This window comes from Leadbettera azotonutricia ZAS-9, from assembly GCF_000214355.1.
Lineage (GTDB): Bacteria > Spirochaetota > Spirochaetia > Treponematales > Breznakiellaceae > Leadbettera > Leadbettera azotonutricia.
This window is the reverse complement of record NC_015577.1, coordinates 653,414-678,008: the sequence shown is the minus strand read 5'-3', so window position 1 is coordinate 678,008 and position 24,595 is coordinate 653,414. Positions and strand designations below refer to the sequence as shown.

At 48.7% G+C, this 24,595-nt stretch carries 20 protein-coding genes; 3 read left to right on the top strand and 17 right to left on the bottom strand.

The window, feature by feature from the left end:
• The first annotated feature begins 119 nt into the window (after nt 1-119).
• The gene (locus tag TREAZ_RS03020; protein ID WP_015710328.1) at nt 120-1,556 is read left to right on the top strand and encodes an MATE family efflux transporter; all 1,437 of its coding nucleotides are present in this window, start codon (nt 120-122) and stop codon (nt 1,554-1,556) included.
• Here the strand turns inward: TREAZ_RS03020 and TREAZ_RS03015 are convergent, their stop codons facing one another.
• Genes TREAZ_RS03015 through ptsP form a run of 5 tightly spaced genes read right to left on the bottom strand, consistent with a single transcriptional unit; the run spans nt 1,557 to nt 7,173 of the window.
• Entirely contained in the window at nt 1,557-2,444 is an 888-nt protein-coding gene (locus TREAZ_RS03015; protein WP_015710327.1) for a M15 family metallopeptidase, read from the bottom strand. It abuts the gene before it with no gap.
• A 54-nt stretch (nt 2,445-2,498) separates the two neighbouring features.
• Nucleotides 2,499-3,722 (bottom strand): small ribosomal subunit Rsm22 family protein, encoded by a 1,224-nt coding sequence (locus TREAZ_RS03010; protein ID WP_015710326.1) that lies wholly within the window; start codon nt 3,720-3,722, stop codon nt 2,499-2,501.
• Complete coding sequence (locus TREAZ_RS03005; protein WP_015710325.1) at nt 3,709-4,062, bottom strand: MerR family transcriptional regulator; 354 nt, start codon at nt 4,060-4,062, stop codon at nt 3,709-3,711. Before TREAZ_RS03005 ends, TREAZ_RS03010 begins: the two co-directional genes overlap by 14 nt.
• A 1-nt stretch (nt 4,063) precedes the next feature.
• Complete coding sequence (gene der, locus TREAZ_RS03000; protein WP_015710324.1) at nt 4,064-5,431, bottom strand: ribosome biogenesis GTPase Der; 1,368 nt, start codon at nt 5,429-5,431, stop codon at nt 4,064-4,066.
• On the bottom strand, nt 5,428-7,173 hold the full coding sequence (gene ptsP / locus TREAZ_RS02995; protein WP_015710323.1) for a phosphoenolpyruvate--protein phosphotransferase: 1,746 nt from the start codon (nt 7,171-7,173) through the stop codon (nt 5,428-5,430). Before ptsP ends, der begins: the two co-directional genes overlap by 4 nt.
• A 48-nt stretch (nt 7,174-7,221) precedes the next feature.
• On the opposite strand from ptsP, the gene TREAZ_RS02990 reads away from it, so the two are divergent.
• Nucleotides 7,222-7,431 (top strand): hypothetical protein, encoded by a 210-nt coding sequence (locus tag TREAZ_RS02990; protein WP_015710322.1) that lies wholly within the window; start codon nt 7,222-7,224, stop codon nt 7,429-7,431.
• On the top strand, nt 7,428-9,662 hold the full coding sequence (locus TREAZ_RS02985) for a B12-binding domain-containing radical SAM protein (protein ID WP_015710321.1): 2,235 nt from the start codon (nt 7,428-7,430) through the stop codon (nt 9,660-9,662). Before TREAZ_RS02990 ends, TREAZ_RS02985 begins: the two co-directional genes overlap by 4 nt.
• Nucleotides 9,663-9,686: 24 nt before the next feature.
• On the opposite strand, the gene TREAZ_RS02980 is transcribed toward TREAZ_RS02985, so the two are convergent.
• The 12 genes from TREAZ_RS02980 to TREAZ_RS02925 form a co-directional block, all read right to left on the bottom strand.
• Entirely contained in the window at nt 9,687-11,948 is a 2,262-nt protein-coding gene (locus TREAZ_RS02980) for a transglycosylase domain-containing protein (protein WP_245535084.1), read from the bottom strand.
• A gap of 106 nt (nt 11,949-12,054) precedes the next feature.
• Nucleotides 12,055-12,876, bottom strand: coding sequence for a mechanosensitive ion channel family protein (locus tag TREAZ_RS02975; protein ID WP_015710319.1), 822 nt, complete (start codon nt 12,874-12,876; stop codon nt 12,055-12,057).
• A gap of 17 nt (nt 12,877-12,893) precedes the next feature.
• Nucleotides 12,894-18,806 (bottom strand): alpha-2-macroglobulin family protein, encoded by a 5,913-nt coding sequence (locus TREAZ_RS02970; protein WP_015710318.1) that lies wholly within the window; start codon nt 18,804-18,806, stop codon nt 12,894-12,896.
• A gap of 345 nt (nt 18,807-19,151) precedes the next feature.
• Nucleotides 19,152-20,321 carry an IS256 family transposase gene (locus TREAZ_RS02965; protein ID WP_425357473.1) on the bottom strand — a complete coding sequence of 390 codons (1,170 nt, stop codon included), beginning with the start codon at nt 20,319-20,321 and terminating at the stop codon, nt 19,152-19,154.
• A gap of 137 nt (nt 20,322-20,458) precedes the next feature.
• A complete protein-coding gene (locus TREAZ_RS02960) occupies nt 20,459-20,725 on the bottom strand; it encodes an STAS-like domain-containing protein (RefSeq protein WP_015710316.1) in 267 nt (88 codons plus the stop codon).
• 2 nt (nt 20,726-20,727) lie between these two features.
• Nucleotides 20,728-21,282: a hypothetical protein gene (locus TREAZ_RS02955; protein WP_015710315.1), complete on the bottom strand. Its 555-nt coding sequence runs from the start codon at nt 21,280-21,282 to the stop codon at nt 20,728-20,730.
• A 475-nt stretch (nt 21,283-21,757) separates the two neighbouring features.
• A complete protein-coding gene (locus tag TREAZ_RS02950) occupies nt 21,758-22,378 on the bottom strand; it encodes a hypothetical protein (protein WP_015710313.1) in 621 nt (206 codons plus the stop codon).
• A gap of 26 nt (nt 22,379-22,404) precedes the next feature.
• Nucleotides 22,405-22,785, bottom strand: a complete 381-nt coding sequence (locus TREAZ_RS02945) for a serine hydrolase domain-containing protein (protein WP_015710312.1) — start codon at nt 22,783-22,785, stop codon at nt 22,405-22,407.
• Complete coding sequence (locus TREAZ_RS02940) at nt 22,782-23,078, bottom strand: helix-turn-helix domain-containing protein (protein WP_015710311.1); 297 nt, start codon at nt 23,076-23,078, stop codon at nt 22,782-22,784. The genes TREAZ_RS02945 and TREAZ_RS02940 overlap by 4 nt, the downstream gene beginning before the upstream one ends.
• A 206-nt stretch (nt 23,079-23,284) precedes the next feature.
• Nucleotides 23,285-23,680, bottom strand: coding sequence for a type II toxin-antitoxin system VapC family toxin (locus TREAZ_RS02935; protein WP_015710310.1), 396 nt, complete (start codon nt 23,678-23,680; stop codon nt 23,285-23,287).
• On the bottom strand, nt 23,677-23,901 hold the full coding sequence (locus tag TREAZ_RS02930) for a hypothetical protein (protein ID WP_015710309.1): 225 nt from the start codon (nt 23,899-23,901) through the stop codon (nt 23,677-23,679). Before TREAZ_RS02930 ends, TREAZ_RS02935 begins: the two co-directional genes overlap by 4 nt.
• Before the next feature lie 175 nt (nt 23,902-24,076).
• Nucleotides 24,077-24,373, bottom strand: a complete 297-nt coding sequence (locus TREAZ_RS02925; RefSeq protein ID WP_015710308.1) for a helix-turn-helix domain-containing protein — start codon at nt 24,371-24,373, stop codon at nt 24,077-24,079.
• Between the last annotated feature and the right edge of the window lie 222 nt (nt 24,374-24,595).

The following is a 24,595-nucleotide window of genomic DNA, read 5'->3' as shown; positions in this document are numbered from 1 at the left end:
ATTAAGAATATAGCCCTCATGGAATGATTTGTCAAGTTTTTTACGATTTTTTTTATGGGTTTTTGCAGATTTTTCTGTGATTTTTTTATATACTCTAGGTTCAAACAAAGGAGCCTTACTTGTCAGATAGTGCATCTCCAAAACCCAAAACTGTAGACGCGGCAGACCGCCTGGGGACTGAAAGCGTCGGGAAACTTCTCCTCAGGTTCTCGGTGCCAGCCATTACAGGCATGCTGGTAAACGCCCTCTACAATGTGGTGGACAGGATCTTCGTAGGCCGGGGGGTTAACGAAGTTGCCCTGGGCGGCCTCTCCCTGGTGATGCCCCTCATGACCATAACCATGGCTTTTGCCATGTTATTCGGAATCGGTTCGGCCAACATGATCTCCATGCGGCTTGGCCAGGGCAGGAGGCAGGATGCGGAAAATGCCCTAAACCACTGCCTGATACTACTCCTTGTTACAGGCCTTGTAATCATGGCTGCGGGCATTATTTTCATAGACCCCATACTTTCTATTTTGGGAGCCCAGGATGGCAGCGAAGCCCTGGACTATGCCCGGCGCTATTACCGTATCATCCTGTACGGATCGGTTTTTGGCATGGTCGGATTCGGGTTTTCTCACTGCACCAGGGCACAGGGCTTCCCCACTATTACCATGATCAGCATGCTTTTGGGGGCTGTACTCAACACCATACTCGACCCCCTTTTCATCTTTGTTCTTAAATGGGGAGTTGAAGGGGCTGCCTGGGCAACCATCATTTCCCAACTGGCCTCGGCAATTTGGATCATCTCGTTCAACTCAGGCAAGAAGCCTGTGATACGACTCAAGCTCGGAGCTTTCAAGCCGTCGCTGCGTATCATCATTGACATTATGTCCTTTGGGTCGGCACAGTTCCTGCTGCAGTTTGTCATGTCCGGAGTGCAGCTTCTCTACAACACCAGCATGGGTTGGTACGGCGCCATTACCCTGGGGGTTGCCAACGGCGGGGACATTGCCCTTTCGGGCATGAACATCGTCAATTCCATCTCCATGCTGATCTTCATGCCCGTCTTTGGCATCAACCAGGGGGCGCAGCCCATACTGGGCTACAACTACGGGGCGAAAAAGTTCGACCGCGTCATGAGCGCATACCTCAGGGCAATCACCGCAGCCACCGCGATCTGCATTGTCGGCTTCATCGTTACCGAGAGCATACCCCTGGTACTGATAAGGCTTTTTGCCCCTGACGGCAGCGCCGCGCTCCTCTCGTTTGCGCCCTGGGCCATGAGGGTTGCAATGCTCATGCTGCCCCTCAACGGATTCTCAATTGTGTCATCAAATCTTTTTGTGGTGACCGGGCGCCCGAAAATTTCAATCGTGCTTTCCCTGCTGAGGCAGTTTATAATACTCATACCCTGCCTCCTCATCTTCGGAAAAATCTGGCAGCTTCACGGTGTGGTGGCGGCAGCGCCGGTTTCGGACGGCATTGCGTTCTTCCTCACCGGCGGCCTTATAATCTTTGAATTGAAAAAATTGAACAGGCAAAAAAAAGAAATGAAAGAGCTGGCTGCATAGCTATTCCCCTGAGCTTGCAATCCAGGCTTCGATAAACTGAAGGGCATACTGCTGTATGCCCCCAAAGTGGGTGTCGATAAAATACACCAGCTCCTTGCCTACATAGCGGTAATGCCAGCTTTCCCAGCGATAGCCCGTGGCTTTTTCATATCCGTCAGGGAAGGAGATGGACCAGCCGAAGCGGCCCGCATGCGCGAGAACCCACTTGCCTGCGGCAGTATCCGCAAAGCTGTCATCAATTGGGGAGAAATCCACCACCAATCCTGTCTGGTGCTGACTGTAACCGGGCTTTGCGGATTCCCTGTCGGCGGCTTCCTGGCCCATCTCCCGCACATTGCGGTTGTACACTTCCACCTGGTATTGCTGTGAACGGTAACTTGAGCCCACAGTAAGGGTAACGCCGTCGGCCTTGGCAGCCGCTGCCATTTCCTCAAGAGAAGAAGCGGCAGCTTTGCGGAGCATAAGATCCCTGCGGGTTATACGGTAAGAGCCGCCTGTAAGTTCAACAAGATCCGAAGGGGCATAGCCGTTGGACAGGGCATGGGTCTTGTCCACCAATTTGTAGAGGGAAGAATCGGTTTCGAGCACTGCAAGAAGATCCATAATGAAGTCGGGCCCCTGGGCTGCCGAGTCTGCAACCTTACGGGAGAGTTCTTCAGGCAGCCCGGCATCGCCGAAAGACCATCGCCAAAAGTCTTCGATAAAGGCTTCACGATCTGCATCGGCTGCCCCCACAGAAGCATCACCAGGGGCATCGTTTGACACAGATGTTGCTGCGCCTCCGGGCACATCAGGGCTTTCGGATATCTTGGAGGCCCTTTTGGAGCAGGAAGAAAAATACAATAAAACAAAAAAAAGCAAAAGTGTTTTTTTGAAAATATTCAACATGGATTAACTATAATGCAAGGGCAAAAAAAAATCCAAGGGTTTGAAAAACCCAGGTTAAGAATTCCCTATATTGATTGCCAATGCCCCGCTTTTTTCATCCCTGCCTTCTTTTCCGGACAGCTTCGCATCCAATAAAGCGCCGGACTCATTTTTGTCCAGGCTTGCTTTGGCTCCGGATACTAGGGTAAGTCCCTTTACGCTGCACCCGTACCGCCCGTAACGGTAATTGGGCAAAGGGAAGGCATCGGAAATAATCCGGATTCTGATTTCAGGGACAATTTCCGTAGTTTTAATGTCAGGCGCAGCATTACTGTCAGTTGTCTTTCCTGCAAGGATAAAGCTCAAAACCGCCCTCTCTTTGGGTATACCCGCCGCCGCAGAAAGTTTGTGCAAATCCCCGGGAGCGTCGCCGGTTTCGAATGCGAAATGGCACCATTTGGCTTTGCCGCCGCCTTTCCCTGTTGCGACACGACCGCCGGGCAAAGGGCAGGCTTCAGTATGGGTGCAGGGCGAAACAGGCGCAAAGCCTTCGCCCAGCAGGGCTTTTCTAAGCACCGCGATAAATTCGCCTGAACGGGGAATCCCCGGCTCCATGACAAGTATTTCCCCATCATCACGTGCAAGGGAAGAGAGAAGCTTGGCATGCTGCCCTGTAAGCCGAATCAGCCCTTCCGCGTCAACAGGGGAAAGATCCTGGAAAAGCTCGTTGTATACATTGATTGCCGTAACGAGTTTCGCTTTCTCCCCATGGATCTGCGCAGAAAGAGTACCGTTCCTGCGAATCTCGCTTCTCATTGTTTTGATGACCCAGGGGCAGGGATTTACATTCTTGTCTGCCTGGACCAAAGCATCAAAAAGTTTCTTCCCCGATTCGAGTACTGCCCCGGTACGGTCAAGGCAACGGAATTCCAGTTTGAATTTCCGCAGATCAGGTCTGCATATCCAAAGGGCCAAAACCAACGTGAAAGGGCCTGAACCAAGATCCGTGATGATATCCCCATCAGAAAAAACCAGAGGCAAACCGGGGAGCAGCTTGCAAAGACGGTACACATTCCATGGCAAAAAATAGCGGTGATAAGCCGAGAGCAGATTGGGTTTGCCTAGATACGAAGCGCTCAGATCCCCCCGTTCAGAGGTAAGCAGCCGGGAAAGATCAGCCACATCCCTGGGCAGGCCCAGCCTGAAGCGCCGGGGCAGAGGGAGGACCTTGTCAATGCACGAAAGGAGACCATCAAGATCCCGGCGGGCCTCGGCCGGTAAAGGCTTAAAGAGATCCATTGCCATCGCCTTGAGTTTCACTGGTTTGCGGCGCCGGGGCTGCTGTAAAATACAAATCCAGCAATTCCGACCTTAAAAACGAAATGCTTGCCCGCAGATCCTGATGATCCCCTGCAAGCTCACAGTAGATCTGCTCTTTGGCGCCCTCAAGGGTAAAACGGCGCTCGTAGAGAAGGTATTTTAAGCGTAAAAGTATTTGCAGATCCCGTGAGGAATACAATTTCCTGCCGTTTGTATCTTTTTCCGGCTGCAGCAAGGGGACTTCCTGCTCCCAGTAACGTATCACATGGGCTTTGACTTTGAGGAGCCTTTGGGCATCGGCAATGGTATAGGAAGCCACCTCATCTCCTGTTTTTTTTCGGCCTTTCTGACGGCCCTGCAGAGGAACGCAGTTCAATCACTACGGGTATAAGGGAAAAACCCAGATCCTTGCGTATCTTGTTGCGGAGGAAAGCAACATAGGGCTCGCTCACTGCCTGCTTCCTGGACACAAAGAAAACAAACTTTACCGGATTGTCCGAAACCTGTACCGCATACTTCACCTTGAACCTTGTTTGAGGGCCAATGGGCGGCGGGTTTTCTTCGAGCCAGCGGGCCAGCTTTTCGTTCAGGGCGGCGGTTTCAATATGCTTATTGAGCTGCCCGTACATGCGTATTGCGGTGTTGAGGAGGGTATCCACGCCCTCCCCGTCAAGGCCGCTTACCCCGATAATGGGGGCGTATTCCATTTGCCCAAAAAGGAAATGAATCCTGTCCTGGGCTGCCTGGAAGGTATTTTTTATCTTGGGCATGGTGTCCCATTTGTTGAGCACCAAAATAATCCCCCTGCCCTTATCGTGGGCAAGGCCGGCGATTTTTTTATCCTGCTCCGTAAGACCTTCCTGTGCGTCAATAAGGAGAAAAACAATATCCGCGTCGTCAATGGTTTTAATTGCCCTGTTCACTGAATAATATTCGACATTTTCGCTGACCTTGCTGCGCCGCCTTATGCCGGCAGTATCCAGCACCTGGAAGCTACGGTTCTTCCAGGTAAAGCTGCCTTCTACCACATCCCGGGTAGTACCGGGTATATCGCTCACGATAGAGGCTGAAGAAGCGGTTAGCCTGTTGGACAAAGTTGATTTCCCGGTATTGGGTTTTCCCAAAAGGGCTATACGTATAGGGGTATCGGTAGTATTACTGTCATCACTAGCAGTATTAGTGTTAATCCGTGATACAATGGCTTCTTCAAGATCCCCTACGTTATCACCATGCTCTGCGGATATCATAAAAACTTTTTCGAATCCATAGGAAAGCAAATTCCAGGCATCAGCTTCCCTGCGCCCGCCCTCGGTCTTATTCACCGCCACAAGGAGGCGCTTCTGATAAGGCCGCATGAGTTCTATAAATTCTTCATCCTCGGGGGTCAGATCCCCGGCTTCAAGAATCAGAATGATAATATCCGCGGTTTTTAAGGTGCCAAGCGTTTTCTCTACTACCAGGGTATCAAGATCCCCTTCGGGGCTGTCGGTCTCGCGATCGAGCTTGAAGCCCCCGGTATCGATGAGCTTCAGCTTCTTCCCCAGAATAAAGGTATCCATGGCAACAGGATCACGGGTAACACCGGGAGTAGGATCGGTGATGGCCCGCCGTTTATGGAGGAGACGGTTAAAAAGGGTGGACTTGCCTACATTGGGCCTGCCTGCAAGGACTACTGTGGGGAGCTTCAAATTATCACCGAGGGGAGGCGTTCAGCCATCCAGGATTTGACCAAAACCGTATTCTCCTGGATAGAAGCGCTCTGTTTTGCTTTTTCATACAGAGCCCGGCATTCTTCTATAGTTACTCCCCGTACGATGTTTTTTATCTGGGGGATAGCCGAAGCGGACATGGAGAATTCATCAAGCCCCATCCCAAGGAGCAATGCGGTTCCCAAAGGATCGCCTGCCATTTCACCGCACATGGCAGCCTTGATTCCCTTTGCATGTGCGTTGTCAATAATCATTTTGAGCAAGCGTAATACTGCGGGATGCAAAGGCCGTGCGAGATAGCTCACCTTTTCATTTCCCCTGTCCACTGCAAGGGAGTATTGAATAAGATCATTAGTGCCAATGGAGAAAAAATCGGATTTCTCCGCCAAAATATCCGAGGTAACTGCTGCAGAAGGGACTTCTATCATGGTACCCACTTCAATATCCCCGGCAAAGGCCTGGCGCTTCTTGCGGCATTCTTCCTTGGCTTCTTCAAGGAGAGCAAGAGCCTGCTCCAATTCTTCAATTCCCGAAATAAGGGGGAACATAATGCGCACATTGCCAAAAACGCTGGCCCGGAGTATGGCCCTAAGCTGGGTCTTGAACAAGGCTGGAAGCGCCAGGGAAAACCGTATAGCCCGCCAACCCAGGAGGGGGTTCTTTTCGTCAATGGACTGGAAATTGGGGAGTATTTTGTCCCCCCCTATGTCCACGGTCCGTATGGTAACAGGCATGCCCCCCATTGCCTTAAGCACCCTGCTGTAACAATCAAACTGATACTCTTCCTCCGCGGCCTTGCCGGGAGTGAGAAAAAGGAACTCTGAACGGTAAAGACCTATGCCCTCAGCGCCGCAGAGCAAAACCTGATCGACCTCTTCGGGAATCTCGATATTCGCCTTGAGGCTTACACGGCAACCATCCTTGGTCTCTGCCGGAAGATCCTTTAGGTTAATAAAGGCATCGAGCTTTTTGCGGTAGAGATCATCAGCCTTCTGGTATTTGTCGAGATACTTCTTGTCCGGATTAACAAAAACCTGGCCCGCAGTGCCATCCAGCACCAGGATATCGCCATCAACAATTTCTTTTGATGCAGCAGAAAGCCCCAACACTGCGGGGATATTGAAAGCCCTGGCAAGTATGGCGGTGTGGGAAGTACGCCCTCCCATGTCCATGGCAATAGCCTTTACATGATCCTTATTCATGGTGAGAGTTTCCGAGGGCAGAAGATCCCGGGCTACCACGATAACATCCTCGTCCAGCTCCGATAAAGAGACCCTTATAATAGAAAGAAGATGGAGCAGCACCCGCTTGCAAACATCGGTAATGTCCACAGCCCGCTCGCGGAAAACCGGATCAGGGGATGACATCATTTTCTGCATTAAGTTGTGGGCAATCTCCCAAACAGCCCACTCGGCGTTACGGAGATTATCCTTGATCTGGGCTGCTATCTGATCATGGAAATCAGGGTCCTCCAGCATCATAAGATGGGCAGCAAAAACATCCGCCTGATCCTTGCTCATCTCCTTGACCGCCCGCTCGTGAACTGCCTTCACTTCGTCCATTGCGGCAGTTTTTGCATTATTAAGCCGCTTAAGCTCGGACTCAACCTGGGTTTTGCGCAGAGCATATCGGGGAATTTCGGGGAAATCGTTTTCTGCGTACAGGAATGCCTTTCCGATTACAATTCCAGGCGATACGGGCACGCCGGTGAGGGTTTTCATTGTAATTGAAGAATACTCTATAAAACGGTAAACTGTCAAATACAACCCATGAGCGACATTGGAGACGAAAAACCCGAAATCCCCGACAGGGCGCCTGACTGCCTCAAGTGCAGGCACTTCCGAATCACCTGGGAACCCGCCTTCCCCCGCTCCTGCGCCGTATTCGGCATCAAGTGCCGGAACCTGCCCTCCATGGAGGTTTTACTCTCCACAGGCCGTCACTGCTTCTCCTTTGCTTTGAAGGAGGGCCTCAAGTGAATTCCCATCCCTTAAAAGAGGCTGTCCTGATTCAGCCCCCTTTTGTCCAGCTTAACAGCCCCTACCCTGCCCTCTATTACCTCAGGGCTTTTTTGGAGAAAGAGGGGTACAAGCCAATAGTGAAGGATCATTCCATTGGGCTTTTCGAAAGGATTTTTTGCAGGCAGGGATTGGAGAGGATCTTTGAGGATGCGAGGAATGCGGCGGAAATCCCAGGGCGCTTTTCCAATGAACAGATCCGTTACAATGCTGAACGCTTTTTGTCGGAAGAAAAGCTTTGGATTGCCTCGATAGACAGGCTTGTCAATTTTCTCAAGGGAAGGGACAGGGAGTGGGGGCATCTTCTTGCTTTGGCCAATGGCAGCGTTCCCGGCGGGCCGCGTTTTGACGCCTGTATTGATGAATATTCAGGCGATGTTCCGCCGGATGCTGCCAAAATTTTAGGAAGCAGGCTGCTTGAGGATTTGGCCGATTTTATCACCGTAGTGCTTGATCCGGGATTTAGCCTGATACGCTATGTTCCAACTTTGAACGAGAATTATGCAGCCGGATTTGCGCATTTTGAAAATGTGGAAAAAAGCCTCGACGGCTATATTATGCAAACTTTTTATCTGCCCTTTTTGGAGGAAGAATGGGACAGCCTCAAATTGGAAGAGCCTTTCCTCTTAGGCTTGACCATACCATTCCCCGGCTGCCTTACCGGAGCCCTGGTTTGTGCGGCTTCGGCAAAGCGGCGTTTCGGGGAAAAAGTGGTTACCTGTGCCGGCGGCGGTTATATCAATACAGAATTGCGTTTTATGAAGGTCAAAGGATTTTACAATTATTTTGACTGCCTTTCTATTGACAGGGGCTATGGGTTTTTGTCTTCCGTGATGAAAGGTTTGGATATTAATACTATTAGTACTAATACTAAATGTATTGATGACGATGCCGTGGCAAAAGTGTTCCCTGATTATACCGGTGTCGATTTTTTCCGCTACCTCTGCCCTGTGGACGATGCAAACGCCATGCACCGGCTCTGGTCCGACGGGCGTTGGATCAAGGCTTACCTTGCCCACGGCTGTTACTGGCATTCCTGTTCCTTCTGCGATGTAACTTTGGATTATATAAAGCATTTTATTCCCGTTGATGTTGAGGCCCTTTTTCATCATCTTGTTGATCAAGCCAATAATACCGGGATACGGGGTGTACATCTGGTAGATGAAGCCGCCCCTGTTCAAAGCCTCCTTAAGCTGGCATTGCTTAACAGGGAAGCAGGACTTCCCCTCAATTTCTGGGGGAATATACGGTTCGAAAAAGCTTTTACCCCCGATATTGCAGCTATGCTTGCCTTGGGCGGACTCACCGGGGTTTCTGCAGGGATAGAAGTCGCCACAGAGGCTGGGCTCAGGCGGCTTGGCAAGGGGATAGAGCTGAAGGATATCGTCAAAGCCTGCGCTGCATTCAAGGAAGCAGGGATACTTACCCACGCCTACCTCATTTTTGGCTATTGGGATGAGGATGAACAGGAGATCATAGATTCAGCAGAAATACTGCGCCAATTTTTTGCCAATGGGCTTTTGGATTCCGCTTTCTGGCATAAATTTACCCTTACCCGCCATTCCCGAATTTATGCCGAAAAACAGCGGGGGCTTCACCCTAAGCTTAAAATATCCGGAGATGAGGAATACCCCAATCGCTTTGCGCTTAACGATCTTTCCTTTGAAGGGGAAGATAAATTTGCCAAATACTCTGAACCCCTCGACAGTCTGCTTTCTTCCTGGATGGCGCATGGCATTAATCCTTCTGATACGCAAAGCCCGGTAATGGCGGGCTTTCCCTTCAAGGTGAAGAAGCCTTCTGTCCCGCCTGATTTGGTTCAGGCTCTATTGGATGAATATGCCCTGGGCAGGAATATGGAACGGGAAGCCTTGCCTGAAAATATTACGGAAAACAGCGGGAAGGCCAGGGTTATATTTTTAGGATCTCAGCCTATGTTGAATGTTGAGAGGAATACACTTAAATGGAGATGGAGACTTGCGGATCATGAGCTTAAACTGCCCAGGAATACGGGAGCATCAGCAGATGGAGCTAAAATCATCGATTCTCTTGTAAATCTCCTCGAAACTGCGTCCTGCGGCGAGGGTATCAAGACTCAGAAATTTTATGAAGGTCTGGAGTGTATACCGGGACTTAACGCAGCACAAACCTGGAGGCAACTGAGGCAATCAGGGCTTGCGGAATGGAAATGAATACATGTTCACCAACACTCCCAATCATCGTACCTCAAAATCCACCGAAGCCGCCGCCCCATTCTCATCCTCCACAATAACCGTATGCTTCCCTTTATAAAGGGGCAGTGCATGGACTCCAGCAAAATTGAGGCTGCCCTGCAGCGCACCGTCCAGATACACAAAAGCACCGGAACCAAAGCCTGCGGCTTCAATGCGCAAAGCCTGGGCATCCACCGGCAGAGCAGGATCAGCATAAAACACAGAACCCGAAACAGGCATGCGTATGCTGCCGTTCCCATTCTGGCGGACTCTTCCGGCACGGAATCGCTCGGCAAGCCAGGACTGGTATTCGGGAGGATAAAAGAGCCCCGATGCTGTATGCCAGGTGCAAACCCCAGGCATTTTATTCCGCTCAAGCCATTCCTGAGCAAGGCCAGTACAGTAAGGTCCTGCCAACATCCCCGAAAGCGCGCAGATTCGAACTTCAGCAACAGAACCCGGGGCAGTGCCGCTCAGGTTTTCTCCGCTGGATGAAACGCTTCCAAGGGGAGCTTCGCCGGAATTTCCGGCACTGTTGGCGCCAGTCTGCTCCATAGCAGCAAGAATATGCGAAACAATACGGGCAGGGATCGAACTGCCTGTTTTCCCTACTACAGTTTCTCCTGAAAAATTCCCCATCCATACGCCCACAGTAAAACGCTTGGTTGCGCCAAGCGCCCATATATGCTGATACTGATTGGCGGTCCCGGTTTTAAACATGGACGCAAAGGGCGTCGCTAACGTAGGGGCAGGCCCAAAACCAATAAAACGGCTTGACCGATCCGAGAGTATATCCGCAATCGCCCACGCTGCATAAGCCGACATAATCGGCTTGGCTGCCTTTGGATTGGCAGTTCCCTGATTGACACCTACAGGGCTATGTTCCCCTCCCTCGATCCATTTCAACTCTACAGGAACGCCGCCCCTGGGGAAGCTCGAAAAACCCTTCACCAATTCTTCGAGGCTCACTTCGACATTGCCCAAAGCCAAGCCCGTTCCATGACTGCCCCTGGTTTCCGCAATGGAGTCAAAACCCAGGTTTATAAGATAATCTTCAAAAGCAGAAACCCCCAAACGTTCCAAAAGATACACAGCCGGCACATTGAGGGAAGACGCAAGCGCCAGTCTGAAGCGTACAGGCCCATTAAAACGTTGATTAAAATTGGCGGGAACATAGGCTTCGGCGCTGCCGAAAACCGTGGGAAGATCCGGCAGTATTACTGCGGGGCTAAAATCTGAATCAAGAGCCATAGCATATAAAAACGGCTTGAGGCAGGAACCCGGCTGGGCCCGGGATTTTACGCCGTCTATTTTGCCCGAGGCAGCATCATCAAACCATGAAGCCGAACCTGCATACACACGCACCGCCCCGGTTTCATTTTCTATCGCGAGTATTGCGCCGTTGGAAACCCGGTTATTTTGAAGCGATGCCAATTCTGAAAGCAACTGCTCCTCGGCATAACGCTGCAGGTTGAAATCCAATGTGGATGTTACCGAATAGGCGGCTGTCCCCGGAGGAAACAAGCCAGCAACACGGTCAGTGAAATGAACAGCCCTGAACGGGGTTTTATCAGAATTCGTTTGGTTTGCCTGATCCGATACACTGCCGATGGCGGCTTCCGCCGCTGCATGCATAAGGCTCGATTCACTTAAGCCCAAATTGCAGTTTTGGGAAAGGGCAAATGCGGCAAAAGCAGCTGCCTCGGGATTTATGGCAGGATCGTAAAGACCGGGGCGCCGGGGAACTACCGCGAGGAGGCAGGCGCGGCTGTCATCCAGGGCGGCTACAGGATGCCCGAAACGGGATCGCGTCATGGCGGGCAAACCCTCGATATTGCTGCCGAAGGGTATGCCGTTAAGCCAGAGTTCAAGGATTTCCTTCTTGGAAAGTTTAGCCTCAAGCCTTATGGCATCCCAGGCTTCGGCGATTTTTCCCTTGATACCCTGGCTATGGGGACGCACCAGACGGGCAAGCTGCATGGTGATAGTGGAGGCCCCCGATACTACCCTGCCCGCCTGCACATTCTTCATGGCGCTTCTTATTATCGAAACAGGATCTATGCCGGGATGAAAATAAAAACGCCTGTCCTCAGCCCTGACAAACACTTTTATTGCGCCTTGGGGAATCTCTTCAAGGTAAGCCCATTCCCGCTTAACCCCATCGGCAGCAGGTATCACCCTCAAAGCCGCTCCGTTCCTGTCATTGATGACAAGTCCATAGGATCTGGATTGGAAGGCTTTGAGTTCAGGGTAAGGAAGAAGCAATAAAATGGAATAAAATGATAGCACTAATACTGCTAAAGCGCCAAATATCCTGATTGCTTTTACGCTTTTTCTATCTCTTTTTTTGAACAGGGATGAAAAACCCGTTTTAGTCTTTGACAACTTGTATTGTACTCTGCGGGAATGGTATAGCCAGGCCCGCGGCTTCAAATTTTTCCCTTATGTTCTTAACCTGATCGGCATATACAGCAGCATAGTCCCTGCTATACACCCAGGCCCGCAGCATCACTGTAACCGAATTCTCTCCAATCGATTGCACCACAATCTGGGGGTGATGCTGGGGGAGAAATCGGCTCTCCCCTGCGGCTGCATCCTTTAATACAGCGAAGACATCGTCGGCCGATTGGGGAGCAGTCACGGTGACTGTAAAGTCAATGCGCCGCTTGTTGTTGCGGGAAAAATTTTTAAGAGGCGGCCCCCATAATGCAGAATTGGGGACACTGATAAAAATCCCATCAGAATTTTCAAGCCTGGTGGTAAATAAATCCATTTCCCTCACAATACCGGAAACAGCCCCGCACTCGATAATATCCCCTTTTTTAAAAGAGCGTTGAACCAAAAGGATAATGCCTGCAGCGATATTGCTTAAGGTATTTTTCAAAGCAAGACCTACGGCTACCCCTGCGGCGCCGAGAAGGGCGATAAGGCTTGCAGTGTTCACCCCAAAAAGGTCTAGTATCATGATGATGCAAATAATCGCCGAACCGTAATTGATCACGAGCTTCAAAGCAGACGCAAGGGTCTCATCAAACTGAATCTTGCCTGTAGTAGCCTTGTGGATGAGCCGTTCACCCAACCGTATCAACAGCCACCTCAACACAATGATAATGGCGGCAACTAAAAGCTTGCGGCCAAACCCCAGGATCGCATCAGAATAATTAGCCCATAATTCAAAGATCCACTTATTCATACTGAAATTCACTCCTCTTATTGGGTCAGATTTTGTATACGAATCAATTCGCCCGAAGCCCTGCCAAATATCTCCTCTTCGTACATGCATTCGGCAGAGGCAGGGGGCACAGGGTACACGCCGGGCATAACAGCCCTGAAACGGAATTCCACTTCCTTTTTCCCTGCCGGAAAAAAGTCCCAATGGAAACGGATCTCGTCATCCATAACAAAACGCAGGGGGGGCTCTTCCCGATTCTGCCAGTAGTCATCAGTGTCTACAGGCTTTGAATCAGGCGCAGAAGTAGAACTGGTGACAAAAACCACGTCTATGATTTCTGCCCCCGAAGGGACAGGGGCTCTTAGAGCCACAAAGGTACGATCCCGGGAAGTAGAGACAGTAACTTTGCGCACATAGGTTTTACCGGGAACAAGTTTGCCATCGCTTATCTTATTGCCGTTGGTATCAAAAGTTTCAACAAAGACACCGAGGCCCTCATCCCGTGCCGAAGCAAGCTCTGAGGGAATCCCATAACGAAGGCTTGCGGTGTAATAGAGCCTGCCTGTTCCTTCCCTTTCTATCCTCAGGGGAAGGAGGGTGTCACGCTGAAGTTCGCCGACAGGCGGATCAGCCAGGGCCCAGGAACGCGAAACCGGCGCGCCGCCGTAGGAATGGAATTCCGCATTTTCAAGGTCTGCACCGCCCAGGCTCAGACGGGAAACAAAATCAGTTCCTTCCTGCCGCTCATAGTCGCCCACCATCCCGAAAGCCAGAAGACCCCAGAAGGAGGACGCGGTATTGGTCCACACCCCCCGGCGCTGGCGTTCGATAAGGGAAGTTGCCAGGCGGGTGGTCATATCATCATCGGGGCTCAAGGACTGGTAGAGCATGAGGGCAAGGGCATAGCGATCCGCATCATAGCCCCAATAGTTTCCTTTTCGCTCATAGGTATCTGTAAGATCGAGGGATCTGGTCCCGGGACGTATAAAACGCTTAACCCTGTCTCTGGTAGAAGAAGCAAGATCCTTCCTGCCCAATTCCATGGCAGCAAGACCTGCAAAACTCCAGCCGGAAATCCCCAATTCATCCCCGCGCTTAAGGAAGTCCGTTATGTCTGTTCCGATTTTCTCCCCATGCATGGCTCTAATCCAGAGGGAATAGCCTTTGACGAAAGGATCCTTCGGGAACCAAAGCCGCTCGCTATTATCAAGGTTGGCAATATAGCGGAGCAAGGCCTGGGTATTGATGGCAGCAGGCACATCGTAGCCCTTCTTTTTCGCCAGGGCCAAAACATGGGCTACCCGTATTGAAACAAAAGCATTGCTGTACCTGCCCCCTGGCCAGTAAGGGAATGAACCATCACCGAGCTGGCTCTTGGACAGATCCTTTAATTCATCCTCCACTGTTTTTTTGGGGTCTTTCACAGGGCTATCCAAATCAAAAGCCTCAAGATGATCCCCAAAGGCAATAAGCGGAAGAAGCCTTCCTGTTCTCTGCTCAAGGCAGCCATAGGGATAGTCCAAAAGGTAACGCACCGCCTCTTTTAGCGCGGCAAGCCTCGAAGCCGAAAGGGAAACGGAAAGGCTCCCGGTTCCTTCGGGAATAAGCGAAGGCAACACAACGCCTTCCTCGATAAAAGCATTATCATTACCAAGATTGCCAATAACAGTAACAGTCTCATAAAGCACGGGCCTGTCAACAGTAATACGCTTGATTATGCGTTCATTCACTTTTGGCGACCGCAGCGTAAAAGTCAGCTGGGCATCCCCGGCGCCTACAGCGGCTACCCTGAAGGAAACTTCCCTGCTTGTCCCAGGAGCAATATCCACGGTCTGTTCGGCTTCCCCGTCAACTTCAAGCACAGAAGGCCAAAGGCTTTCGCTTTCAGAAGGGGCCTTCTCTATCAACAGGGAAACTTTCGCCTGAGCAGCTTCGTTTTCAAGATTAGTCAGAACAAGGGAAACAGTTCCCGTATCCCGCCAGCGCAGTTTGCGGGGAAGGGCCGCAGTCGCCGTAAGAGGCGCGCTTACCCTGAGATCCTTTTCCTGTATGCCAAAATCGTCCATGCCCACAGCCACTGCGGTACAGCGGTACGTGGTAAGGGAATCGGGCAAGCCAAACTTGACCGACACAGTTCCGTCAGCCCCGGTAACAAGATACGGCTCAAAGACTGCGGTCGGCCTAAAGTCCTTGCGTTCTTCAAGCTTGGAATTATCCTCGTCATCCCCACCCTGGAGGTCGGTCAGCGCATAGGTTACCGGATCTATAAGGAGGGAACGGCTGTCCGCACCGCGTACACCCAATGGGAAATTACTCGGATTATAGAAATAAGCCAGGGGATCAGGCACGTGGTAGTCGATAAGATCCACTACTCCCCTGTCCACTGCCATAAAGCTCAATTCCACCCCTGCCGCAGGCTTCCCGTTTAAAGTCACCTTGAGTTTTACATCAGCCTGTTCAGCAGGACCGTAAGCGCCCTTGCCCGGCTCAATCTCTATCTTGTAATGCCTGGTTTCATTGTCCACATAGAGGCTCGTAAGACCAAAAAGGCCTTTGGGCTTGTCAAGGTCAGGTTCGTAGTAGGTATTTTCGGGAGCACCCGGACGTACCGTAAACGAGGCAATAGCCACATATACTATAGGCACCCAATTTTCTTCGACGGGGATTTCAATAGTGCGGGCCGAGCCGTCAAGTTCCAGTATTTTTTCCGAAATAATGCCTTCCCGTTCGATAGTAAGAAGGTATTTCCCTTTAGGCAGGGGCGAACGCACCAGAATTTTCGCAGTATCCCCAGGAGCATATTTTGATCTGTCCGGGGTAAGCGTAATACTGTCGGCATCAGAAGAACCCCAACGTACCCAGCCCGCGCCGCTCACGTAAAAACCAAAGCGCGTTACTGCGATTCTGTCCTGTACATCCCTGCTCCTGAGCCGAACTTCCCACTGGCCGCTTCCTGCAGGGGTAAAAGGCAGAACGCCGGAGGATACCCCCTTTTCAAGATTAAAGGTTTTTTCTTCAACGATTTCTTCAACCCGCTCCCAGTTAAGGTTGATCCTTCCGTTCACGCCCTGCTGCCGCGACTGTTTCCACTCGTAATGCACAAGCTGGGCCGCTACCTCAAGCCCCTGAGTCGCCGCCGGGGCGCTGCCCTCAGGGTCAACCAAGGCCCAACTCAATGTTGCCGGCGTCCCTTCGGAAAGGAACCAGGCCGAAGGTGTCGAAGCGGAAGCATCAACCGCCTTAAGTGTCCCCGTATCAAGCCGCGAGGCTATGTAGAACCCAGCCGGATGCACAAGGGCAGCGCCATGGGCGGAAATTTCCTGCCGTGCAGCGTCCTGCACCGAGGCTTCAAGCCGGTAGCGATAGGCCGAGCCCTCAACCCCGTCGGCTGCCGCAAGCTGGCTGATGTCAGAGCTGCCGTCAGGGCCGAGGTTCCCTTCGCCCTGGCTTATATAATACCTGCCGTCATACAGCTCGGGGCCGAAACGCCAGTTCTGCCAATTACCCCCCGGATTGAAACCCGCAGGCTCCCTGGTCCAGTAGTAAGTATAGGGCGCGCCGGTGAGGGCGCCTCCCGCAAGATAAGAAGCCTTGAGGCTTCCGGTAATTTTATCACCCAAATATACCGGTATATCGGGAAAAGCAAGGGAAGATTCAAAACGGAGACGTTCAAAATTAGCAACAGTAAAAGTAATAGTCTGAACAACAGCCCTTGAATCAGGGCCGCCCTTAATGCCTTCGCCCCGGGTATAACGCAGGGTATACTGGCCGGGATCGAGTTTTTCGGGCAGCGCAAAAGAGCCGTAGCTCCCGCCGTTTTTCGTAGCCATCCCTTTAAGATTTGCCACCACAGGACCATCGTAGTAACCAGCGGAAGCCTCCACCGTATAAGAACCCGAATAGGCTTCGTACTTGCCTCGGTTAAGATTGCGATCTATGCCCCTGAATGTCACCGTCTCGCCGGGCCGGTAAAGCCCCCGGTCGGTAAAAAGGAAAACCACCGGCCTTTGCTGTTCCACAGTAAAAGGCGTAGCGCTTGCTTCAATGGAAAAACGCCAGAGATTGTGGCTCTCGTTGGGAATAAACTCAACCTGATCCCCGCCTGCCTTGGCGCCGCCGGATTCGCTTACCCGTATGCGGAGGCCCTTGCCTACCTTGCCGTTTTCGATTGACGAGGAAGGATTGGTAAAGCGCGAAACAAAATCGCCATCGGGAAATTCAAAAACCGCAAGGCCCCGGCTATCGGTAGTAATTGTTTTAACAGTATTAGTGCCTTCCAAAAGCTCAGCCTTGGCCCCCGCTACAGGTGCGCCTGTGGAAAGATGAGTCGTCCAAACCAGAACCTTGTTGTACGCATAACGCACCGTAAGGCCGATGTCCGTAACCTGTACGGTAAGCCAGGTATCTTCTTTATTTATGCGGCCCTTCTCCCACTGGGAACGAGTCTGGTACTCCCAGCGCATGGCAGCAGAACCCTTGCCTCCCGCACCGAGGAAGGGGGCAAGATCCTCCATAAAAAAGCGCTTGGAATTCCTGGGCAGCTTGGAAATATCCTGATCCTTAAGGCTCGCCAGGGGGATCTGCTCATAAGGCCCCGCAGCTTCTTTGACAAGGGATCTCAAAGCCACCGGGTTCTGGGTCTCCCACACCACCTTGGGCGGGAAACCCGCCTCAAGCATGCGGGAGCCGCGGTTGAGGAAATAGGCATAGCTATTGGCCTCGCCCACATCAGCCCGCACCGTAATGTCCTGCCCCAAAGTCCTGCCCCAAAGATCCTTGACTCTCCCGGAAATCTTCACCGTGTAGGATTTCCCGTATTCCAGAGGCAGCCTGTTGAGAACCACAGTGCTTCCGTAGACATGGAAATTTTCTTTCCCAATCCCGGGAATGCCTTCGACAGAAAAAAACGAAGGGGCATTTTCAGGATCAACCGGCTGGCTGAATTCCAGGGCAATGGGAATAGTGTCCCCTTCTTCAGTCCGCGGCCTGGCAGCCGAACGCACCGACGCTCCCCTAAACGCAAAAGGAAGGAGGGTATGGAAATCGTACACCTTCTCTTCTTTTGAACCGAGCCAGCCCGGCTGGGATCTCGCCCCTTCCAAAATCGCAAGGTCCACACGGCTATCCAGGGGGAGGGGCTCAGAAACAGTAAGAAGAACACCCTGCTCCGGGCTATAACGTTTCTCATCGATTTTTGGAAGACGCGAAAGGGCAAAGGGGAAAGTCCTGCCCCCCGCCCGTATCTCAATCCATTTGGCGATCTCCTTGAGATCCACAGGATAGGAAAAGTAAATGCTCATAACCCTGGCATCCGCAGGATCGGCGTTCCAGGAACTCACCCAATAATCGCCGGTCCCAAGACTCCAGGCAAGCACCCCAAGACGTTCAGTTTCAAAGCCAAAAGTCCTTGCCCCCTCAAGCGTCTTCCCGCCGAGGGATTTGATTTTATCGGAAACCGTAATGGTGTACTGATGCTGGGGCATGCTGTCGGCGTCAGGCTCAAAGGAAAGGAGCCGCGATCCGTACCAGCGGTACACCCCCTTAAGGGGCGGGTCTATGGCAAAAAACCCCGCGTCTTCCCGAATCGGATCGCCAAGCTGCGCCAGGGGAACCACAGGCTGGGAAAAGACCACATATATAGAAGGTTTTTTAATTTCCTGGGGGATTTCCTCAACCGGGCCATAATCCACAATCCTGAAAGGCTCGTCGCTTTCCTGAACAGCCCCGGCAACCCCCGCCCCCCCGGCATCAGGAGCAGCCTCGTAATACGCAATGCGGTAAGCCGAAAGATCCTGCACAGGCTTTCCCGTGGACACATAGGAACCGGAAAAAACCGCAGCCCCCCCGGCGCCCTCCTCGGCCTTCTGCCTCTTGCAGGATATGGAAAAAAGGGCAACCAGAATGGCAAGAACCACCCCGGTGGTATAAATTGCCGAAGGTATATTTTTCATAGATTCAGTATACCCCAAAATGGACAGGCAAAGACAGGGAGAGGGGGGCCGGTTTTCCAAACCATCATTGCGCAGCCCGCCCCCGCCAGGGGGCTTACCATCATTGCCCGCCCCCCCTACGGCCGCACTTCGTTGCGTCCTACCCCCCAGCTTTATGGGTAAACAACAACCCCGCAACAAGCCCTAAACTTGACCCACAACAGGCAGCAGGAAGAATTTAACCACCAAGGGACGCAAAGGTACACAAAGGAAGAGGGAAAATACGGAGAGAAAACCCGACACGTCCCTTGCCACTTCCGCTTACTAGGACGTGTCAGAATTTTTGTGTAAATGGCAATGAATTATTTAGAACGGAACCCGTTCATTGCCAAAAATAATGGCGAATTGGTTGAGCGCCATCCCCCAATCCCATACCGGCATTGTCCATTTCTCTGACGCATTCCTAATTGCCAAATATAATATCTTGAATATAGCATCATCGTTTGGAAATGTCGAGCGATTTTTTGTTACTTTCCGTAGCTGGTAATTTAATGACTCAATAGCATTGGTCGTGTAAATTGCTTTGCGGATTTCAGGCGGGTATTTGAAAAATTCGTTCAAGTCATCCCAGTGGGTGTCCCAGGACTGATATATCATTGGGTATTTGGCATTCCATGTTTTAGCGAATTCTTCCAATGCGTCACGACCAGCTTCCTCGGTGGCCGCCGAATAAACGGCCTTGAGATCAGCGCAGACTTTTTTCAGGTCTTTGTACGAAACGAATTTGGTTGAATTACGAACCATGTGGACGATACACAACTGGACACGGGTTTTGGGGTATACTGCCCGTACCGCATCAGGGAAGCCGGTAAGGCCATCCATGCAGGCAATAAGAATGTCTTCCACACCACGGTTCTTTATTTCATTCAGGACGCCCATCCAAAACTTAGCCCCTTCGTTCTCCGCTATCCACAGGCCCATTACTTCCTTCTGGCCTTCAAAATTAACTCCCAGAGCCACGTAAACGCTCTTGGTGCAGCTTTTTCCGTCTTGTTTGGTCTTTACCCTCATGGCGTCTAAATACACGATAGCATAGGATTTTTCCAGTTGCCGGTTTTGCCACTCCTTCACTTCTTCCAGCACCGCTGCAGTGACACGGCTTATCAATTCAGGGGAGACTTCCACGTTATATATTTTTTCCAGGTGTGATTTAATATCACGATCAGTCATCCCGAAGGAATACATCGAAATGACCTGGTCATTAAAAATTGGGAGCCGTCTTTGATGTTTCGGCAGTATCTTTGGCTCGAACGTTCCGTTGCGGTCCCGTGGTACCTGTATCACTGCACTCTGATTCTCTGTCAGGACTGTCTTTTCACTGTACCCGTTTCGGCTGTCCCCCGAATTGTCCCCGGCGTTGGAATTCTTTTCATAGCCCAAATGTTCGTCCATCTCGGCATTCATGACCCGGCTCAACAGTTTCCCGGTAAGCTGCTTTAATAATCCCTCTTGACCCAAGATTTCTTCCTGAGTCATTCCATGAAGGTCTATCTGATCGAGTATTTGGTCGATCAAATCCTTCTCTTTCGGTTTGCGTGTACTGACCATTTTGTCTCCTTGGTATTTCTACCATGTTTTGGCCATTTACACAAACCTCAGGACAGGCCCGCGTACTATGACAATACTGTCTTTAATGACGCACTAACTGATGGATTTTCGGTGTTAATATATTTTAATTCATTATTAAATTCCGTTTTTATTCCTGTTATAAATTCATCCAGCCAGGAAGGGGTCATAACCTTTATCTCCTCAAAATCCAACACAATTTCTTCGCCCGGTTTTATATCTTTAAAAATATATGCCTTTGCCATTAAAAAAGCTTCCCGCCCGGATGGCCTATTGAGCAGATTTTCTCCAAAATTCTGTATTTTTATATTCATGATCACTTACCCCCGTCAAAATTAAGAATTGCCAAACATCCTGATATAAAAAAGGTACTCTTTGCAAATTTTATGCCTTCTTTATCTATACGACAATATCCATTACCGGATTGAAAAAACAAATTCCAATTGTCTTTTTGGACCGTCTCTGAAACAAATTTCAATCCATTACCACGTTGTTCCGGGGATCGCCCTGAAATCTTTTTTGTAAAAGCAATTTCCAATGCTTCAATATCGGTTTGTATATTTGGTATAACCTGTGATAATGATTCTTTTATTCCTCTTCCATAGTCACTTAAAACTATATATTTTTCATAAAAATTAAAATTGCAATAAACTCCTTTTTGGTCCATATTCTCGAACATAAAATTATGGTCAAAAGTATTATTGCCAATTTCACCAATTATAGCCGATTCTAAATATCTTTTGGTACTAATAATAAAACTTTCCAACCGTGATGTAAAAACATCACGAGTAATTGAGAAATGATCTTTTTCTTTTTCAAACCCATCTTCTCTGACTTTAATGGTTTCTTTAATAATGTCTTCACCAATCATTCAACTTTATCCTTTATACTGAAGAATACGTGATATTTTTGAATTATTCAAGTCCTCTTCAGTAAATTTTTCACATAATTTTAAAGCGTATTACATACAGCAGTTATTCGACAGCAACCCCCAGAACCTTGGCTAAACAATAAGCTTCGGTAACAGTGGGCGACACGTCCTTGGCCATCCAACCCTGAAAGGTACGGAGAGAAAAACCGCAGGACACTTGCCACTTCTGCCCGGATTGCCTTTTTTTAATCAGCTGTTTTAAACGCCGCCAAAAAACTTTATTTCGTTCATGATACCACGAATAACCCTCCAATTCAAACTACTCTTAACTGCGCACTTTTTCAAAATATGCGCAGTTGAGCGTACTATGACAATATACTGATATTTTGCGAAAAAAGGCGGATTTATCTACGCGATGCCAGAAGTTAAATGTATTTTATTCTAAAATTTTGCTGTAAATATCGACAAAAGAACATTAACCCAATAATTTCAAAAAATTCCATACTATTAACAAGGTAAATAAAAGCAGTGAAAATAAAACGGTAACAAAAAATCTTTTATTCTTAACAATACCATTTTCCTGTATTGAAAAACCTAGAAAAAACACAATGGAAATAATACATACCGCAAACAGAATATTATTGCCAATAATATGAAGCTTCATTTCATTATACGAACGGAACATATTGATCGCCAAAAACCTGAAAAGACACGCAAAATTATTGATAACCGCAACTGTACCGCTTAAGAGCATTATCCAATGGCAAATGATGATATTCCCTGATGCTTGATTCGAGCGGACTGCTCTGTGCTTTGTGGCGTATATCAAATTTACAATCGGTGCGCAAACAAAATATAAAATACAAAAAATAGCTATTATAAAACTTGTTATCAGAATCGCGCTATTACGATTATCAGGTAAAATTGACAGATCCTGCCCCTTGCCAATCATGATCTGTACAACTTTACCATTAACGGCCTTAAAATGAAGATTTGGAAATATATTATAAAACATCGGATGATTCGCCGTTGCAAGGGCATACGTATAATCTGCCGTCTGTATGTAATTCCCCCTGTATACACCTCCAATGTTCATTTGGATTTGGCCGTCTTTTTCACTTGTTATTTTATATAACGAAAAATAGGTAAAAAAATCAAATAAATCACCAACCCAGCGACATAATTCATTAACTCCCGTATAGTAAAAGAATGTTTGAATTTAACCAGAGTTTTATTGATTTCTTCAGGTAAATAATTTCTCGCGTCCGTATCTAAATCCAATTTGCCTTGTTCAACTAGCTGCATAATTGAAGTCCAGACAAACAGTTTACTGATAGAACCATATTCAAAAATGGTGCGTTGGGGGTTAACCGGAATTTTATTCTCTAAATCCGCACAACCATAACCCTTTGAGAAAATAATTTTATCGTTTTTTACAATGACAATAGCTGCGCCGGGTGTTGTTACGCCAATATAATTTTTTACATAATTATTTCCCCTCACCCTGTTTGATCCAATTTTAATTTGGCTTGTTCCAAAAGGGATTCAGCGCTTTTTATCCGTGATTCAATATCTTTTATCCGCCTGTCTTTCCCGGACATCAGGTATTCGACAGTGACCCCCAGAACCCTGGCTAAACGATAGGCTTCGGTAACAGTGGGCGACACGTCCTTGGCTATCCAGCCCTGAAAAGTACGGAGAGAAAACCCGCAGACCCTTGCCACTTCTGCCTGGGTTGCCTTTTTCTTTTTAATCAGCTGTTTTACGCGCTGCCAAAAAAACTCTATTTCATTCATGGTGCTATGAATAATCCTCCAATTCAAACTACTCTTAACTGCGCACTTTTTCAAAATATGCGCAGTTGAGCGTACTACGACAATATACTGATATTTTGCGAAAAAGGCAAATTTATTTGCCCGATATCAAGAGTTATGCACTGTTTGGGCTAAATCTTTGTAAATTATTATAGAAACAATATAGCATGAGAAACAAGGGGTTTAGTCTATATCCAATTTTTTAATCTTAATTTCTTTATACCTTGATAATGTTGTGTATTATTTGTGATTAGTGTTCCATTATTATTTATCACGATTCCTGCAATTAATATATCTGCATCTCCTATTGTTATTCCATTTCTTCGTAAATCAGCATAAATATCTGCGGCATTAGAAATAGATCCATCATCAAGTGTATAAACTCTAATATTTTGCAAAAATTCATTAAATTGTTCTTCCTTGTTTTTGTTATTTCTCCATTTAAGACCCTTTAACACTTCATAGACATTTATTGCGGTTAAACAAATTTGTTCTCCTGTGTCCATGGTTTCAATTATTTTTTCTTTAATTTTATTATTACCTGCAAAATAATATGATATAGTATCTGTGTCAAGAAATATCATATTTCTGTCCTTCCCAATGAAAAATTATCCCTTTCGTTTATGATTTCTGTAATGCAGTGCATGTCATCTTCATCCCAGCTATTGAAATATTTTAGAATTTCTTCTTGAGGTTTTTTTAGAGATTTTGTGAAGGTTATTACAACCTCATATGTGCCCTCAACAGGAACAGGTTCTTCTAATTTGAAGTAATTTCCATCATAAACAGCTTTTATTGCATACATATTTATACCTCCAATGAATGATATCGTTATAGCACATGGATCCTTTAAATGCAAGAGCTTTTTATGTATGATTTTGTCGACAAATTTTAGTCCAAATTGCATCTAACAAATTGTATACGCTTCGCCACCTAAGGTTCCTGGCATTGCTAGTATCATATCAACTGCCGTTTTTCCCTCACCCTGTTTGATCTAATTTTAATTTGGCTTGTTCCAAAAGGGATTCAGCGCTTTTTATCCGTGATTCAATATCTTTTATCCGCCTGTCTTTCCCGGACATCAGGTATTCGACAGTGACCCCCAGAACCTTGGCTAAACGATAGGCTTCGGTAACAGTGGGCGATACGTCCTTGGCAATCCAGCCTTGAAAGGTACGGAGAGAAAACCCGCAGACCCTTGCCACTTCCGCCTGGGTTGCCTTTTTCTTTTTAATCAGCTGTTTTACGCGCTGCCAAAAAAACTCTATTTCATTCATGGTGCTATAAATAACCCTCCAATTCAAACTACTCTTAACTGCGCACTTTTTCAAAATATGCGCAGTTGAGCGTACTATGACAATATACTGATATTTTGCAAAAAAGGCAAATTTATTTACGCGATATAAGGAGTTATGCGCTATTGGGGCTAAATTTGAAGAATTTAACCGCCATGGACACAAAGGAAGAGTAAAGGATCAGAGGGCTACCCCGACGTGTCC

Excerpts from the sequence above, each read along its gene's own strand:
- TREAZ_RS03015 (WP_015710327.1), bottom strand. The coding sequence starts at position 2,444 with ATGTTGAATATTTTCAAAAAAACACTTTTGCTTTTTTTTGTTTTATTG.
- TREAZ_RS03010 (WP_015710326.1), bottom strand. The coding sequence starts at position 3,722 with ATGGATCTCTTTAAGCCTTTACCGGCCGAGGCCCGCCGGGATCTTGAT.
- ptsP (WP_015710323.1), bottom strand. The coding sequence starts at position 7,173 with ATGAAAACCCTCACCGGCGTGCCCGTATCGCCTGGAATTGTAATCGGA.
- TREAZ_RS02990 (WP_015710322.1), top strand. The coding sequence starts at position 7,222 with ATGAGCGACATTGGAGACGAAAAACCCGAAATCCCCGACAGGGCGCCT.
- TREAZ_RS02975 (WP_015710319.1), bottom strand. The coding sequence starts at position 12,876 with ATGAATAAGTGGATCTTTGAATTATGGGCTAATTATTCTGATGCGATC.
- TREAZ_RS02970 (WP_015710318.1), bottom strand. The coding sequence starts at position 18,806 with ATGAAAAATATACCTTCGGCAATTTATACCACCGGGGTGGTTCTTGCC.
- TREAZ_RS02965 (WP_425357473.1), bottom strand. The coding sequence starts at position 20,321 with ATGACTCAGGAAGAAATCTTGGGTCAAGAGGGATTATTAAAGCAGCTT.
- TREAZ_RS02960 (WP_015710316.1), bottom strand. The coding sequence starts at position 20,725 with ATGAATATAAAAATACAGAATTTTGGAGAAAATCTGCTCAATAGGCCA.
- TREAZ_RS02955 (WP_015710315.1), bottom strand. The coding sequence starts at position 21,282 with ATGATTGGTGAAGACATTATTAAAGAAACCATTAAAGTCAGAGAAGAT.
- TREAZ_RS02950 (WP_015710313.1), bottom strand. The coding sequence starts at position 22,378 with ATGAACATTGGAGGTGTATACAGGGGGAATTACATACAGACGGCAGAT.
- TREAZ_RS02940 (WP_015710311.1), bottom strand. The coding sequence starts at position 23,078 with ATGAATGAAATAGAGTTTTTTTGGCAGCGCGTAAAACAGCTGATTAAA.
- TREAZ_RS02935 (WP_015710310.1), bottom strand. The coding sequence starts at position 23,680 with ATGATATTTCTTGACACAGATACTATATCATATTATTTTGCAGGTAAT.
- TREAZ_RS02930 (WP_015710309.1), bottom strand. The coding sequence starts at position 23,901 with ATGTATGCAATAAAAGCTGTTTATGATGGAAATTACTTCAAATTAGAA.
- TREAZ_RS02925 (WP_015710308.1), bottom strand. The coding sequence starts at position 24,373 with ATGAATGAAATAGAGTTTTTTTGGCAGCGCGTAAAACAGCTGATTAAA.